This window comes from Rossellomorea sp. ABR4_004 (assembly GCF_056159585.1).
Window position 1 is genome coordinate 209,208 of the sequence record NZ_JBSWVM010000001.1, and the last position, 14,514, is coordinate 223,721.

The window sequence follows — 14,514 nt, forward strand, 5'->3', positions numbered from 1 at the left end:
TTGAGGATGTTTGCATGATTTATCTATGCTCTTTTAACTACACCTTTCTAATTTATCGCACTGCGCATCTGTTTGGACCTGTTTCCATTTCACGTTGTTCATCTTCTTCCGGATGCATTTTACCCATGTTTGTTTCACGGATCTTTTCATAGCTATTTGGTTGAGGAGGAAGATTTTCCGTAACTGTTTTTCGGAATTCCTGCTCATCTTCAATATTCAACCCATGATTTTCTCTATATAAAGCCTTTAGGGGATGAGACACCGATCCATCTTCATTCATCTCATCAATTGTCATAAAGTGTGCAGGCAAGACAATTAAATCATCCGCAAGACCTTTATATCTCGTATACAGAGTTTTTCTCAAGTCCCCTACCCAGTCTTCTGCTTTACCAGCTAAATCCGGTCTGCCTATCGAATCAATAAACAGAATATCGCCAGTTAATAAGTAGTGATCGTCGACAATAAAGGACGTGCTCCCAATCGTATGTCCAGGTGAGTATACAGCTTTAATGGTCGTGTCCCCCACATGAATGACCGTGGCACCATTTAATTCTTTATATTCGAATTGAACGTTCTCTGCATCTTTAGGAGGTAAATGATAAGGAGAATTGTATTCATTACTTAAAGACCGACCGCCTGAGATATGATCTGCATGTAGATGGGAATCAAGTACTGCCTTCACCGATACCTTATGGTCTTGAATAAATTTCTTATAAGGCTCCAATAGCCGGCTGGGGTCAACGAAAGCCACTTCTCCATTTGAAACGATCGCATAGGATAAACAACCTTTCCCAATTCGGACAAATTGATAAAGTGAACCACCTGAAACATCACCGATCTTAACTGGCTCTAAATATTCACTCCAAGCTTGCATGCCCCCATTTACGGAATATATGTTATCCATTCCTGCTTCTACCAGCATCTCTGCCGTTTTCGTAGAAGAATTTCCTTTTGCACATATTACGTAAATGATTTCATCACGTGGTAAAGTGGATTGAACAGATTCCAGATTGTCCTTCAGTTCGGAAAAAGGCTTGTTTATTATTTTTACGTTCTTCCCTTCTACCTTCCAATCATCGAAAGCATCCTTTGGACGAACGTCCAGAATAAACATACTTTCTCCATTGAGTATCTTTTTCGTTAATTGTTTTGACGTCAATTCTTTTACTTTTGTCATATGATGAATTCCTCCCTCTTACTATTTTCATCCCATCGTAAATAAATTATCCTATTTTCCGCACTTTAAACCTACAGGGGTATTTATGATAAATATTTTGCCAATCAAAATGAAAATCGAAGAAAGAATTTAATTTACTTTACCTTCCCATGCAAGCATTCCGCCGTTCATATTTGTTACATTGAATCCTTGATAGTCTAGAAACTTTACAGCTTGACTGCTTCTGCCACCGGATTGACAGACCACGATGTATTCTTTCTTCTTGTCTAATTCATTCATTCGAAATTCGAGAAGGCCTAATGGAAGGTGGATACTAGAGGAGATTCTCCCGCTTCTCACCTCAGCTACTTCGCGAACATCAATAATATTTAATGTTTCTCCAGCTGTTAATCGTTCATTTACCTCTTTTGCTGATATTGAATTCATTCATCTTCCCCCTATTTCATTAAGGTCATATAACCTTCTAATTGGACCAGGCGTTCATCCCGCCTTTTACATTAGTAACGGTTGTGAACCCTTGTTTTTTTAGGATGTTACAGGCACTGGCACTTCTCATACCACTTTGACAGATCACAATGATTTCTTTGTCCTTGGATAATTTGTAACCGTTTTGCTGTAAAGATTGCAATGGCATATTCTTAAATTGTCTGATGTGATTTTGTTTGAATTCTCCAGGCGTTCGAACATCAATAAATTGCTTGTCACTGTCACCGAATAATGGTTTTAATTCAGCAATAGAAATTTGTTTGATGTTTTTTCCTGGTTTCTTCATCATCAGAAAAAGAAAAATGAATATAGCTAAAATAATAACTCCAATAAATTCCAAAATCTCACCTCTTCTGTCTAAATTAATCTGATTCTCAAGTTATTTACTTTATATTTTTATATTATACCCCATTAGGTATTTAGTCAAGTACTGTGTCTCCTAAGAAAAACCGACTCTATCCTAAGAGCCGGTTTGATATTTTATAGATAATAATAGTAGCGTTTATGGGGGCCCTTAAATGGGGTATTTACAATCTGTCCTCCAAGGAAGCCTAATCCCAGACCAATTAAACCTGCACCGATTGGATTAATACCAAACCCGTAGCCTCCAGCCGGCCCAAATGGTGGTGGACCGTAACCGGGCTGTGGAAATCCTTGGGGGGGAAATCCTTGTGTTCCCACTGTATTTCCATAAGGTCCTTGATTATAATAACCGGGGCCTCCACCAAATCCCCCTCCTTGGTTCCCTTCCCATGGTCCATAGCCTTGGTACCCTCCTGGAGGATTGCCGTCATATCCACTCCCAAGGTTTGGAAACCCGGATCCGGTATTGAATAGGTTCATCAAATTCTTTCTGTATATGGTTCTCCTCTCATACATCTTCGTCACTCCTCTTTATTAGCCTATTAATAAATGGGAAAAAGGGAAGGGCAAATGTCCATGTTACGGGAAAAGTAGTGAGCCCTGAACGGATCTCCACTCCTGAACCCTGCTGTAATTCATGCTAAAATGGAGAAAACTAATACGGTAAATGTTTCATATATCATAAAAAATTCACTAATTTCGTCTATAATAAAACTTATGCCATTGCATGTGTAGTATGGATAGGAGTGGTTTACGTTGAAAAAATGGAATGTCCTGATTGTGGATGATGAGCCGGAAATGAGGCAGCTGATCAAACTGTATTTAAACAGGGAGCAATATTTCTGCTTAGATGCAGAGAACGGACTCGCTGCACTCGATCAATTGAAGAAAACACATGTGGATATCATGGTTGTGGATATCATGATGCCATTCATGGATGGTTATCAATTACTAAAAGAGGTGCGGGAAACAAACGAGGTGCCCTTTATCTTCCTTTCGGCTAAAGGAGATGATTTAGACAAAGTGAAAGGACTTAGGCTTGGAAGTGACGACTATATGGTTAAACCTTTTAATGCTGAAGAGCTTGTTGCACGAATCGAGACGATTCTGAGAAGATCCTACGGAACTCAACCTTCCCAACATTCGATGGTTGAACGATATGGACCGGTCTCATTTAATTTAGCATCAAGGACCATTTCAGTTGGTGAGCTTTCACCTCGCTTAACCCTAAAAGAATATGAACTTTTCTTGTTCCTTGCCCGTAATCGAGGAAGAGTGTATAAGCGAGATCAACTTCTCGATCAAGTATGGGGAAGTGATTATGAAGGTAGTGATCGTACAGTGGACACCCACATTAAAACATTGCGGCTGAAATTGAAGAACTATGGACATTTGATCGAAACCGTGTGGGGCCTTGGCTATAAGTTCGAGGGATCCGTTTGAAAAATCCACACCTGACTCTCAATAAAAAAGTCTCTCTCCTATTATTAAGCAGCTTATTTCTAACCATTGTCTTTTCATTTCTTTTTATTCATTTTCTCTATAAGGATTTATATATTGGGACCGTTAAGGATTCACTGCTCTATCAAGGACAAAGGACAGCTGATCACTATCACTATGGTGACGTAAGCGGAAGTGTAAAGGATAAAATCCTTTGGTATAATGTGATCTCCCCTTACGAAGTGTCTGTTGTGGAAAAGCTTGAAGACTTAACCAAAAGCTTCCCATATCGTATTGACCAAAATCCCCTCATCAATAACGACGACAAAAGAGAATTGGCTAAAGGAAATCCGGTAATGAAAGAAGGATATGTAGCAGAATTTAATCGGAATGTGATTGGAGCTATCTTTCCTCTTATGAACGAAGAACGATTAATGGGGTATTTACTCATTTATATCCCCTTGGCTGAAATGACGGAAGTCTTTAGTAAAGGGATCCCAATATTGGTGCTTACAGGTGTCATGTTTTATTTTGTATTGTTCTTGATCATTCAATCTTCTTTAGGTTCATTATTTAAACCTGTTAGGGAAATGCAGTTATTCTCAAATAAAGTCGCGAAAGGGGATTTTTCAGACAGGCTGAATGTCACCTCCAAAGATGAAATGGCCGAGCTTGCATTGACCTTTAATAGTATGGTCGATTCCCTTCAACATCAAGAAGAAAGGAAGCGTCAGTTTCTTTCGGATGTTGCCCATGAATTAAGAACTCCCCTAACCTATATCGGGGGATACGCCAAGGCTTTGACTGACAAAGTACAAACGAATCCTGAAGAAATGGAAGAAAGCCTTCATCTTATTCAAAAGGAATCGATACGAATGCAAAGATTAATTACTGAGCTACTTGAATTAAATAAATTGGAGGATACTTCTTTTTCTTTGGATATAGAGCCGATTGTGCTCTCTCAGTTACTAATGGATTCATTAGCTCTTATACGTCCAAATGCAAGAAACAAAAAAATGGATGTCCAACACGAATTAAATGAAGAATCCATTATTAATGGGGACTCCAACCGGGTCATGCAAGTATTTTATAATATTTTTGATAATGCATTGAAGTATTCCCCTGAAGAGAGTTGCATCTTCATTCAATCATACGAAGAAGATGGAATGGCTGTTGTGAAAATCGTGGATAACGGTATTGGCATTCCTGCAGGTTCCTTATCCCGCATCGGAGAAAGGTTTTACCGCTCGGATTTGTCTAGAACAAGAAATACTGGAGGATACGGCCTCGGTTTATCAATCGCGAAAGAAATCATGCATAAACACGATGGTTCTTTATCTGTAGATAGTGAAGAAGGCAGGGGAACAACGGTCTATCTAAGGTTTCCTTTACTTGAAATAAAAGACTGAGTCACTTGCAGACTCAGTCTTTTGCTATAAATACAAAATAGTCAATTACCCAAATAGATTTTTAATAGATTTAAAGAAATCAGCGATGGCATTTAACAAGCCAGTAAAAAAGTCAGACACTTTTTGCCCGAATCCTTCATCTTTGACCATTTCCTTAATCGTGGTTTGGATGTCATTCGTTAGGTCATCTAACTGTTGTTGAACATTATCAAAGTTAATATCGAGTGACCTCATTTTTTCAAACAAATCGATTAATAACTGGCGATCCTCCGGGCTTAGCTCGATGTTCAGAGTTTGGAGCTTCTCTTCAACGATTTGTTCAACTTCTTCTTTCGTAGCTGGATCTTGTTCGGCTATTTCCTTCTTGATTTCGGTTAAGAGGTTGCTGACCTCTTCCTTATCAATCCCAGCTTCTTTGGCTAGTTCTGTTGCAACCGTTAATTCCTCGTTGGCAACCTCCATTCGAACCGTATCAAGTTTCTCTCCACTAACATCATACGCTTTATAAATCCCGACTAATGCAGAATGACCACTTACCTTTACAGGGGAGGCCACATCTACTACTGCGTTCTCTACCCCCGCAGTTAATAAAGCATTGGAATACATCGAATTTGTCACTTCCGTAATATTTTCCGGTGTCACAATATTAACCTTTAGACCTTCGCCTTTCTCTTTGCGAGTAATCATGGCGGAGGAAAACATGCGTGCATTCCTATTTTCACCTTCAATATACTTTACAAGGTCTTCACCTGTTGCAGTAAATTCTTCTACTTGTGTTCCTTCATCAATCCCTAATTGCTCTTGAACTTCTTTTTTCTGTTTGTTTGAAAGTGTTTCTCCGTATACGGCGATAGGCAGCCCGAATTTTTCATTGATGCTTTCTTTATCATTATCTGCAGCAGATGCTGGCTGAATGAGGCCCACCATTAGTGATAATAGTAAGGCAATACGAATCAATTTCTTCATTAATCATTCTCCCTTTTTCATGATGGATAGATAATAGAGCTAATCCACTCTTCATTGTACTAGTCACATTAAGTATGTTCATCCATCTAGAGTCTTATTTCTTCCTGTTGATTAGACGAACAATACCAGAGGAAAGTTACAATGACTTTTTGTCCACTACTATACCATCAACGAATCTACAACACAAAAAAGCTTAGTTCTGTTCACTATTAATCCTCTATATAGTAGAAGATACTAGGTGAATTAGAACTAAGCTCAAGATGATTTAGAGTATATCGAGCCAGATTTTAATCGCAGTAGCCAGGATTAAAACGGCCAGAATCATTTGAAGAATCTTTGTATTCATCCTCTTTCCTGCCATTGCGCCCAGTGGAGATGCAATTAAACTAGCTACGACCATGATCATAGCTGGTAAATATTCCACTTGACCAGTCGATATCTTTCCGACTGTTGATCCAATGGAAGAAATCAACGTGATGGCAAGGGATGAAGCGATCGTCATTCTTGTCGGAATTTTAAGGACCACCAGCATAATCGGAACTAATAGGAAAGCTCCTGCCGCTCCAACGATTCCCGCTCCAATCCCGACGATCAAGGCAAGTATCGCCGCTAACCACTTGTTAAATGTAACGTCTTCGAGTTTTATATCATCAATGCCTTTTTTGGGGATGAACATCATGATAGCTGCAATTAATGCAAGAATTCCATACACTATATTAATTCCAGCCTCACTCATGAATTTTGAACCATACCCGCCAATGAAGCTACCGATTAAAATACTTACACCCATGTAAGTGATGAGGGTTTTATTTAAAAAGCCTCCTTTTCGGTAAGCCCAGACCCCACCTAGTGTGGCAAAGAATACTTGAACTGCGCTAATACCTGAAACTTCGTGAGCAGTGAATGTTGCTACTCCAAGCAATGGCGGAATATAAAGAAGCATGGGGTATTTAATGATACTACCGCCGATCCCTACCATTCCTGATATATACGAGCCGACAAATCCGATTAGAAAGATTGTAATGATAAAGGCCAAATCCATCGTGTTGTTCCTCCTCTTCTAATAAAACGGGAACCCATCTTTCAGGTTCCCATTTTGGTTATTTGTTTAGATTAGTGCGATTGATTAACGAACTGCACAACGATTTGGTCCAATTTCCATCTCACGCTGCTTCTCTTCATCTGGCGTTACTTTACCCATGTTCGTCTCACGAATTTCTTGATACGCGTTTGGCTGAGGTGGAAGGTTTTCTGATACTAGCTTTCTGAATTCTTCCTCGCTCTCGATATTTAAACCATGGTTTTTTGCAAATAATGTTCCCAGCTTTTCACCTACAGATCCATCTTCGTTTAATTCATCAATAATCATAAAGTGAGCCGGTAAGACGGTAAGCTCCATAGAAAGGTCTTTATACCGCTTGTAAAGACTTTCTCTAAGATCAGCTACCCAATCTTCTGCTTTCCCGGCAAGGTCAGGACGTCCAATGCTATCTACAAAAAGAATATCACCTGATAATAAATACTTTTCGTCAATGACAAATGACGTTGACCCGATTGTATGACCAGGTGAGTACAGAGCTGTAATATCAATGGTAGTATTTCCAATCACGACATTATTCCCGTCTTCCAGTGAAGCATATTCAAAGGTAACTTCTTCAGCATCTTTAGGAGGTAACCAATAGGTTGCATTTGTTGCTTCTGCAATGTTACGTCCACCAGAAATATGATCGGCATGCAAGTGAGTATCAAATACATTTGTAATCGCTGCGCCTTTTTCTTTTGCAAAGTCGATAAAGATATCAGTCATACGAGTAGCATCGACGATCGCTGCTTCCCCATTGGACACCACCATATAAGATAGACAACCTTTACCTAAACGTACAAACTGATAAAGTTCTCCGCCATTTGTTAATTCACCCACTTTAACAGGTTCCAAATGTTCGCTCCAAGCTTTCATTCCACCTTCGAGGTAGGATACGTCCTTCCCTTCGTCTGAAAGCATATCCGCTACCATAATAGAAGAACCTTCTTTCGCACACACGACTAGAATGTCTTTATCCTGTGGTAGTTGACCCATTATTTCTTCTACACCATCTAAAAGATCGAAGTATGGGATGTTTAGATATTCAAATTTTTCACCTTCAATTTTCCAATCTTCAAAGGCATCTTCATTACGGACATCCAAAATGAATAAATTTTCCTTTTTCATTACTTTCTGTGCTACTTCTTTTGTATTCATTGGTTTAACTGCCATTCATCTTACCTCCCTGTATTAGTGGTATCATCTTACTTCACGTTCGATTCAACGTCTCCAGTCCAATCGCTCATACCTGGTACTACATTGATTACATTAGAAAATCCCTTTTCAGCTAATAGCTGCGCCGCCATGTCGCTTCTGTTTCCTGTACGGCATACAACATAAATATCCTTGTCTTTATTAAGTTCATCCACTCGGGTTTCCAATTCTCCAAGTGGCATTGAAATCGAGCCTGGAATATGTTTGAATGCATATTCGGCCTTTTCACGGACATCCAGTACGATGATATTTTCATCACCAAGTTTAGTAGACAATGTTTCATTATCTGTTACTGACTCATGTTTACGCTCTACAGTCTCTTCCCCACTTGATTTGCGGACAAAATGCTTCAGAACATCTCCTTCTTCAATGGTTCCGAGATAATCGTGCCCGGAACTTTTTGCCCACGCTTGAAGATCAGCCTTTGATCCTTTGTCTGTTGCCTGAACTTCAATCACTTGGCCAGCTTCCAGGTCATTCATTGCCTTCTTTGTTTTTACGATAGGCATTGGACAAGCTAATCCCTTTGCATCCAATACGAAGTTTGATTCAATCGTGTTCATATATAAAACCTCCAATTACCTCATAGGGTATATTTCGTTGCAAAAAAAATTAAATGAATAGGTTCACGTTACCATTTTCAGCATCTGCTAAATACGCAGCTACTCCAGCATACTCAATTTCTTCTAATAATTCGTCTTTGTGTAAACCTAATAAATCCATCGTCATGGTACATGCAACCAGTTTGATATCCTGTTCTCTTGCCATATCGATTAAATCAGGCAAAGGCATTGCATTATGCTTCTTCATGACACCTTTGATCATTTTAGGACCCATTCCCATGAAATTCATGTTTGATAACCCCAGTTTATCTGCGCCACGAGGCATCATACCCCCAAACATTTTCTCCATAAATCCTTTTTTCACAGGAACCATTTCTTCTTTTCTTAAAGCATTCAGTCCCCAGAATGTATGGAAAATGGTTACGTCATGATCATAAGCCGCAGCTCCGTTCGCAATGATATATGCAGCCATCGCTTTATCATAATCTCCACTAAATAGAATAATATTGGTTGTTTTTCTTTCTGACATTGTATCTCCTCCTATTTACTGTAAGGGGTATTGATCCCCTTAAAAAAATTTATCCTTTTTTGATCCAGAATGTAAATACATCATTTTCTTCATTTGATTCGAGCAATTCATGTCCAGTAGATTTAGCCCAGGCTGTCAGGTCGCTTTTAGCACCTTTATCCGTTGTTTGCACCTCTAAAATTTGTCCAGCTTCAATTTCTTTTATTGCCTTTCGAGTTTTTACAATCGGCATCGGGCAGGCTAATCCTTTTGCATCTAGTACTTTATCTGCGTTCATTACTAATTCCTCCTAAGAATAATTGTTTTTCAATACCCATAATGGTATATTATATGATATAAAAAAAGATGTCAACTCTTTTTGTTATCGACTTTTAACTAATAAATTCACTGCTTCTTTTACAAGGTCTTCTGTATTTTCACCAGTCTCTTGTGAATCCCTTACACATTCAACAAGGTTCATACTGACAATTAAGCCTACGGAACGGTCAAGAGCTGTTTTTGCTGCGGAGAGTTGTGTAATAACGTTTTTACAATCTTCCCCTTGCTCCATCATTCTTACGATTCCGCGGAGCTGCCCTTCAACACGTTTAATTCGATTCTTAACTTGTGAATTGTATTCCATAAAGACACCTCCTGTTGGCTTATTGTTTCCTGCTACAATTACAATAATATACCCCACTAGGTATAAAGTCAAGAGATATTTCACACTTTTTTTGAAAACAGCAAAATAAAAAATGAGTACAATTGGAGAAATTGTACTCATTCTCTCATTATATAAGATAGAACATCACTTGCCTTTTCGCCATGTATTCCAACCGGTTCTGAATGAAGGCAACGGGCTCTTCCAGATAAATCGGCACAATCTGATCCCATTCTGGAACGTATTGTTTAATATTGAATTCCATGGCATAGCATGTATTTGCTGTTAGAGGGAGGTCGCCTTTTATAGGGATATCTCTTTGTTGATCATATAGTCCTAATAATGCTCCTGCTTCATGGCAGTGGTTTCCTATGGGGTGAGAATAAAGCATCGCCTCTATCTCTTCATCTGCTGCCTTTTTCATTACACGATGAAACACTTCATTTCCAGTTCTACCCACTTTCATTTCTTCTGTAATGATATCTTCAAACCTCAAGGCTGTTTGTAACGCGGACTGAAGCCCTTCAGGAGCTTCTTCCTCACCCGGATAGAGAACGTATGCGAGTTGCTGGGTGTCTGTCGCTAAGCCGAGATAACGAATACCAAAATCCAAATGTACAATATCTCCACATCGGATGATTTCCCCTTCTAATCGTTCCATCGCTGCCCCTTTTCTTTGTAAGTCCACCGTAGGGTAAAATGACGTTTCCATTCCTAAATCCAAGACACGTTGCCTTATCCAGTCGACTACATCTTCTGTCGTTGTGATACCTGGATGGATCACCGTTCCGGATAAGGCTTCTGCAGCTATTTGCCTCGCAAGTTCAGCTATTGAAGGATAGGCAGTTAGTTCCTTTGATGACCTAATCGATAGCCAATCAACAATGATGTTTTGAGCAGTCACAAATTCATGTGAGTACTCATCAAGTAATATGCTTAAATGTTGGTTTAACGAATGACTTAAACCATCACTTACAGCAAACGATGGGGAATAGTTCAAGGCAATTGTATCAGGACATTGAACTTCAACAAGTCGTTTAAGGCACTCCCATTGATCACAGTCTTCCGGTTTCCATATTCGTTCATAAAATGGCTCAAAGTTCGGATTAGGGTGGAGTACCCACCTTTTCAATTGTTGATCTCCGTCAAGATAAAACACTAGAATCGTCAATCTCCCGGAACCGTCTATTGATGCCGGATAGAGACTTTTCAGAACAGGATCTTCATTATACTCTCTGCCTGCAATAATCCACATATCAAGATTATGCTTTTTCATTAAGGAAGGTAAAAGGGTATTAAGTCGATGAAATAGCCATCGGTTCTGTGTTTCTTCTCTTTTCTTCAACGGAAGAATTCCCGGTAAATGTTTCATATCTTCACTCATGGCCATCACTCCCTTATTTCTTTGATTTCATTACATTTTCGACAAAAAATGATTTTTCCCTCCTAAAAAATAAAAATGACCATTAGATAAAATTCCTCCAATGGTCAGCAGTTCCTATGTATACTCATTTGTTAAATGGTTCTTTCACCACTAATTATTTCTTTCTGTAGATAACCTACAAACTCTTCAAGATGACGGGGTGAACAGATATCTTCTTCTAATAGAGGAATTCGATATAAGGTCTGGTTTGTAAACTTCTCCCTCATCAGCTTTAAGTATAATTTTTCCTGGTCCCTCCTTTTTTGAAAGAATTCTCCATCTGCCTGAATCGGGAGGACCTTATTTATGATCAGTCCCCCAATATTCAATCCGTGGTTAGCCATCAATTCAATGGCTTTTTCTGTTTCCAGTATCGGGAGCCTTTCAGGAACGAGTACAAAGATAAATCCTGTTCTTTTTTGATCCAATAGAATCCCCCGTACTTTAGAAAACTTTTCACGACGCTTTTGCAGGACATCATAAATGGGATCCTCTACCGGCTCGCCATCATTCAATAGCTGTGAATAGTTCTTGTTTGTTTTCTTCCGCCTTTCCAGCATCCCGTCCATCCATACTCCCATGAGTTCAGGAAGGGATAAAAGTCGGATCGTGTGACCTGTTGGCGCTGTGTCGAAAATGATCTTATCGAACTCATCTCCCTCCTTGAGTATGATGGAAACCATCCTGTCAAATAATGCAGCTTCTTCCGCCCCGGGTGCCGAAGCTGCCATATCGATTTGACGGTGAACCTCGTTGACCATCTTTGATTTAACCATTCCCTTTAAATTTCGTTTCACACCGTTAATGTAATCCTGTGTTTCAACCTCAGGGTTAATTTCTATACCCCATAGATTTTTAAGAAGAGGAGTTTTATACCCCTTTATTTCCTGATGAAAAATATCACCCAGGTTGTGGGCGGGGTCTGTTGAGATGATTAGCGTCTTTTCTCCCATATTCGCAAACATTACGGCTAATGCAGAGGCAGATGTTGATTTCCCTACTCCTCCTTTACCGCCTACAAATAGAATCGTCTGGTGTTGTAATTCATTCATGTCTATATCTCCCCTCCCTATACATCAACAACATCTGATTCCATCCAAGGGCGAGTGCTCCATTCCCATTCTCAAATGCCAATCGTGAAATTTCTCTATTATATATGGATAAAGTTCCAATGTGTAGTAAAAAACGGGATTCGGCAGTCCAAGCATATCTGAATAGAGCAATAATAAGAATAGATCATCCTCATCTCTCAATTCCCTGGCGATTTCCGTTTTGTGAGGGAGGGAAATGATGTCATCGTATAGCTGTATGATTCTTTTAAACTTTTCTTTCATAGACGAATCCATTCGTGTTCCCCTCCTTATTGTAGTGTCTGTAATCTGACATGTTAATTTCGATAATCTTGTTCCTCCTTCAAAAAGAAGTAGAAAGAAGGGGACTAAAAACCCGTGTCCCCCTTATCTATCTCATGACTAAGCAGAGAACTGTGAAGGGTCATCCCCCTTTTTGGATAGGGAAGATGCGGCAGTTATTAAAATCCATAAAGTGAAAATGAGAATGATACTTCCAAAGATAAAGAGCAGCATATTCCCTTCTGATTCTCCTACACCTGACCATTCAAACACGACTTGGTTAATCATCGCCCATAAGGTCATGAACATAAGGAATACCATTGGAATTAAGGTAGCAATATAGTTTCTTCCTTGACGCTTAAGCCAGATGGTAATCAGAAGTAAACTGATTCCAGCAAGCAATTGATTCGATGTACCGAAAAGCGGCCATAGAAGGTACCCACCCGACCCGAATCCTTTAGGGCCTTGAGGTAATAATGTTAAAGCCGCACTTGAAACAACGGCAATCGTCGTTGCAACATGAGCATTCGTTAAAGGATTTACGTTGTACTCTTCTCCCAACTCGGCGATGATATAGCGCATCAGTCGAACAGAGGAGTCCAATGTAGTTGCAGCGAAGCTCACAATGATCACTGAAACAATCGTAGCTGCGATATCAGCAGGAATTCCCACACCTGTTGCAAGTTGTCCGGCTCCTTGGATGAAGACACCCAGCCCAGCACCGCTTGCTGCAGCAAAACCGCTGTAAGTCGCTTGGAATTCTTCCACGTTCGGGAAGAATGTTATACATGCAATGATTGCTATCAATGCAAGTGCCCCTTCACCTACAGCTCCTAAATACCCTACAAAGCGTGCATCCGTTTCTTTATTCAACTGTTTTGACGATGTGCCTGATGAAACCAATCCGTGAAATCCGGAAATGGCACCGCAGGCAATCGTGATAAATAATAACGGGAACCAGGAAACATCTGCAGCTCCGTTTGTCATTGGTGCGGTAATTTCTGGATTTGTAAACAGAAGTCCAAGATATAGCAATCCTAACCCAACAATTAATTGATGGGAGTTGATATAATCACGTGGCTGTAATAGCTTCCAAACAGGTAGAGTTGAAGCTATGTATACATAAATCATCAGAATGACGATCCACACCAGGAAAGCCATGCTTGTTGAACTTAAGCCAAACAATGATGTGGCCTCTTGTCCACCAAAGTAACGAACTAAATCAATTTGCAAAAAATCAACACGGCTTGCAATGACAGCTGATGCATACATGACTGCCAATGCAACGATTGAAGGCACCAACATGCTGCCATTACGCTTATAAACCGAATACCCAATCCAGACTGCTAATGGAATCTGAATGAACACCGAGATGACACTAGCAGGGAAAGTAATGAACAGATTTGCAATAACCCAGGCAAAAACTGCGTTCACCATCAACACAAGAATTAAAATAATAAATAGAAAAAGTACTTTTGCTCTTTTCCCTATTAACTTATTGGCTAATGAACCGACGGATTGTCCTTTGTTTCGAACTGATAGAACCAAAGTTCCAAAATCATGCACCCCGGCAGCAAATACTGTCCCTAAAATGACCCACAAAAATGCTGGGAGCCATCCCCAGTAAACGGCGATTGCCGGTCCTACAATCGGAGCCGCCCCCGCTACAGAAGTAAAATGGTGACCCCAAAGAACAAACTTATTCGTTGGGACGAAATCGACACCATCTTTGTATTGGTGTGCCGGCGTCACATAATTCGGATCGAGACGGTACACCCTCTCAGCAATAAGTTTGGAATAATATTTATACCCAAATAAAAAGACAAGCCCTCCTATTACCGCTAACCATATTCCACCCATCAAATTCCTC

Annotated in this window: 17 protein-coding genes; 2 read left to right on the forward strand and 15 right to left on the reverse strand. The window is 39.8% G+C overall.

Annotated features, from left to right (window positions below; genetic code table 11):
- Positions 1-52 precede the first annotated feature (52 nt).
- From ACXAF2_RS01200 to ACXAF2_RS01215, 4 genes are all read right to left on the reverse strand, one after another.
- Complete coding sequence (locus ACXAF2_RS01200; RefSeq protein ID WP_475137006.1) at positions 53-1,177, reverse strand: MBL fold metallo-hydrolase; 1,125 nt, start codon at positions 1,175-1,177, stop codon at positions 53-55.
- A gap of 129 nt (positions 1,178-1,306) precedes the next feature.
- Positions 1,307-1,603: a rhodanese-like domain-containing protein gene (locus ACXAF2_RS01205; RefSeq protein ID WP_475137007.1), complete on the reverse strand. Its 297-nt coding sequence runs from the start codon at positions 1,601-1,603 to the stop codon at positions 1,307-1,309.
- Between the two features lie 37 nt (positions 1,604-1,640).
- Positions 1,641-2,003 (reverse strand): rhodanese-like domain-containing protein, encoded by a 363-nt coding sequence (locus ACXAF2_RS01210; RefSeq protein ID WP_475137008.1) that lies wholly within the window; start codon positions 2,001-2,003, stop codon positions 1,641-1,643.
- 140 nt (positions 2,004-2,143) lie between these two features.
- Positions 2,144-2,542, reverse strand: coding sequence for a hypothetical protein (locus ACXAF2_RS01215; RefSeq protein WP_475137009.1), 399 nt, complete (start codon positions 2,540-2,542; stop codon positions 2,144-2,146).
- 240 nt (positions 2,543-2,782) lie between these two features.
- Between ACXAF2_RS01215 and ACXAF2_RS01220 the strand changes: the two genes are divergently transcribed.
- Together ACXAF2_RS01220 and ACXAF2_RS01225 are read left to right on the forward strand one after the other, a co-directional pair.
- Positions 2,783-3,469 carry a response regulator transcription factor gene (locus ACXAF2_RS01220; RefSeq protein WP_475137010.1) on the forward strand — a complete coding sequence of 229 codons (687 nt, stop codon included), beginning with the start codon at positions 2,783-2,785 and terminating at the stop codon, positions 3,467-3,469.
- Positions 3,466-4,875, forward strand: coding sequence for a sensor histidine kinase (locus ACXAF2_RS01225; protein WP_475137011.1), 1,410 nt, complete (start codon positions 3,466-3,468; stop codon positions 4,873-4,875). Before ACXAF2_RS01220 ends, ACXAF2_RS01225 begins: the two co-directional genes overlap by 4 nt.
- Before the next feature lie 45 nt (positions 4,876-4,920).
- Here the strand turns inward: ACXAF2_RS01225 and ACXAF2_RS01230 are convergent, their stop codons facing one another.
- The 11 genes from ACXAF2_RS01230 to ACXAF2_RS01280 form a co-directional block, all read right to left on the reverse strand.
- Positions 4,921-5,841, reverse strand: coding sequence for a DUF1002 domain-containing protein (locus tag ACXAF2_RS01230; protein WP_475137012.1), 921 nt, complete (start codon positions 5,839-5,841; stop codon positions 4,921-4,923).
- A gap of 265 nt (positions 5,842-6,106) precedes the next feature.
- The gene (locus ACXAF2_RS01235) at positions 6,107-6,883 is read right to left on the reverse strand and encodes a sulfite exporter TauE/SafE family protein (protein WP_475137013.1); all 777 of its coding nucleotides are present in this window, start codon (positions 6,881-6,883) and stop codon (positions 6,107-6,109) included.
- 84 nt (positions 6,884-6,967) lie between these two features.
- Complete coding sequence (locus tag ACXAF2_RS01240; protein WP_475137014.1) at positions 6,968-8,095, reverse strand: MBL fold metallo-hydrolase; 1,128 nt, start codon at positions 8,093-8,095, stop codon at positions 6,968-6,970.
- A gap of 32 nt (positions 8,096-8,127) precedes the next feature.
- Positions 8,128-8,700, reverse strand: a complete 573-nt coding sequence (locus ACXAF2_RS01245) for a sulfurtransferase TusA family protein (protein ID WP_475137015.1) — start codon at positions 8,698-8,700, stop codon at positions 8,128-8,130.
- A gap of 49 nt (positions 8,701-8,749) precedes the next feature.
- Positions 8,750-9,229 (reverse strand): DsrE/DsrF/DrsH-like family protein, encoded by a 480-nt coding sequence (locus ACXAF2_RS01250; protein ID WP_324743991.1) that lies wholly within the window; start codon positions 9,227-9,229, stop codon positions 8,750-8,752.
- A 49-nt stretch (positions 9,230-9,278) separates the two neighbouring features.
- Positions 9,279-9,506: a sulfurtransferase TusA family protein gene (locus ACXAF2_RS01255; protein WP_475137016.1), complete on the reverse strand. Its 228-nt coding sequence runs from the start codon at positions 9,504-9,506 to the stop codon at positions 9,279-9,281.
- 84 nt (positions 9,507-9,590) lie between these two features.
- On the reverse strand, positions 9,591-9,851 hold the full coding sequence (locus ACXAF2_RS01260; protein ID WP_397551254.1) for a metal-sensitive transcriptional regulator: 261 nt from the start codon (positions 9,849-9,851) through the stop codon (positions 9,591-9,593).
- Between the two features lie 148 nt (positions 9,852-9,999).
- The gene (locus ACXAF2_RS01265) at positions 10,000-11,253 is read right to left on the reverse strand and encodes a M24 family metallopeptidase (RefSeq protein ID WP_475137017.1); all 1,254 of its coding nucleotides are present in this window, start codon (positions 11,251-11,253) and stop codon (positions 10,000-10,002) included.
- A gap of 131 nt (positions 11,254-11,384) precedes the next feature.
- Positions 11,385-12,344, reverse strand: coding sequence for an ArsA family ATPase (locus tag ACXAF2_RS01270; RefSeq protein ID WP_475137018.1), 960 nt, complete (start codon positions 12,342-12,344; stop codon positions 11,385-11,387).
- 24 nt (positions 12,345-12,368) lie between these two features.
- The gene (locus tag ACXAF2_RS01275) at positions 12,369-12,626 is read right to left on the reverse strand and encodes a cory-CC-star protein (protein WP_475139067.1); all 258 of its coding nucleotides are present in this window, start codon (positions 12,624-12,626) and stop codon (positions 12,369-12,371) included.
- Positions 12,627-12,764: 138 nt separating this feature from the next.
- A complete protein-coding gene (locus ACXAF2_RS01280; protein WP_475137019.1) occupies positions 12,765-14,504 on the reverse strand; it encodes a carbon starvation CstA family protein in 1,740 nt (579 codons plus the stop codon).
- Positions 14,505-14,514 lie beyond the last annotated feature (10 nt).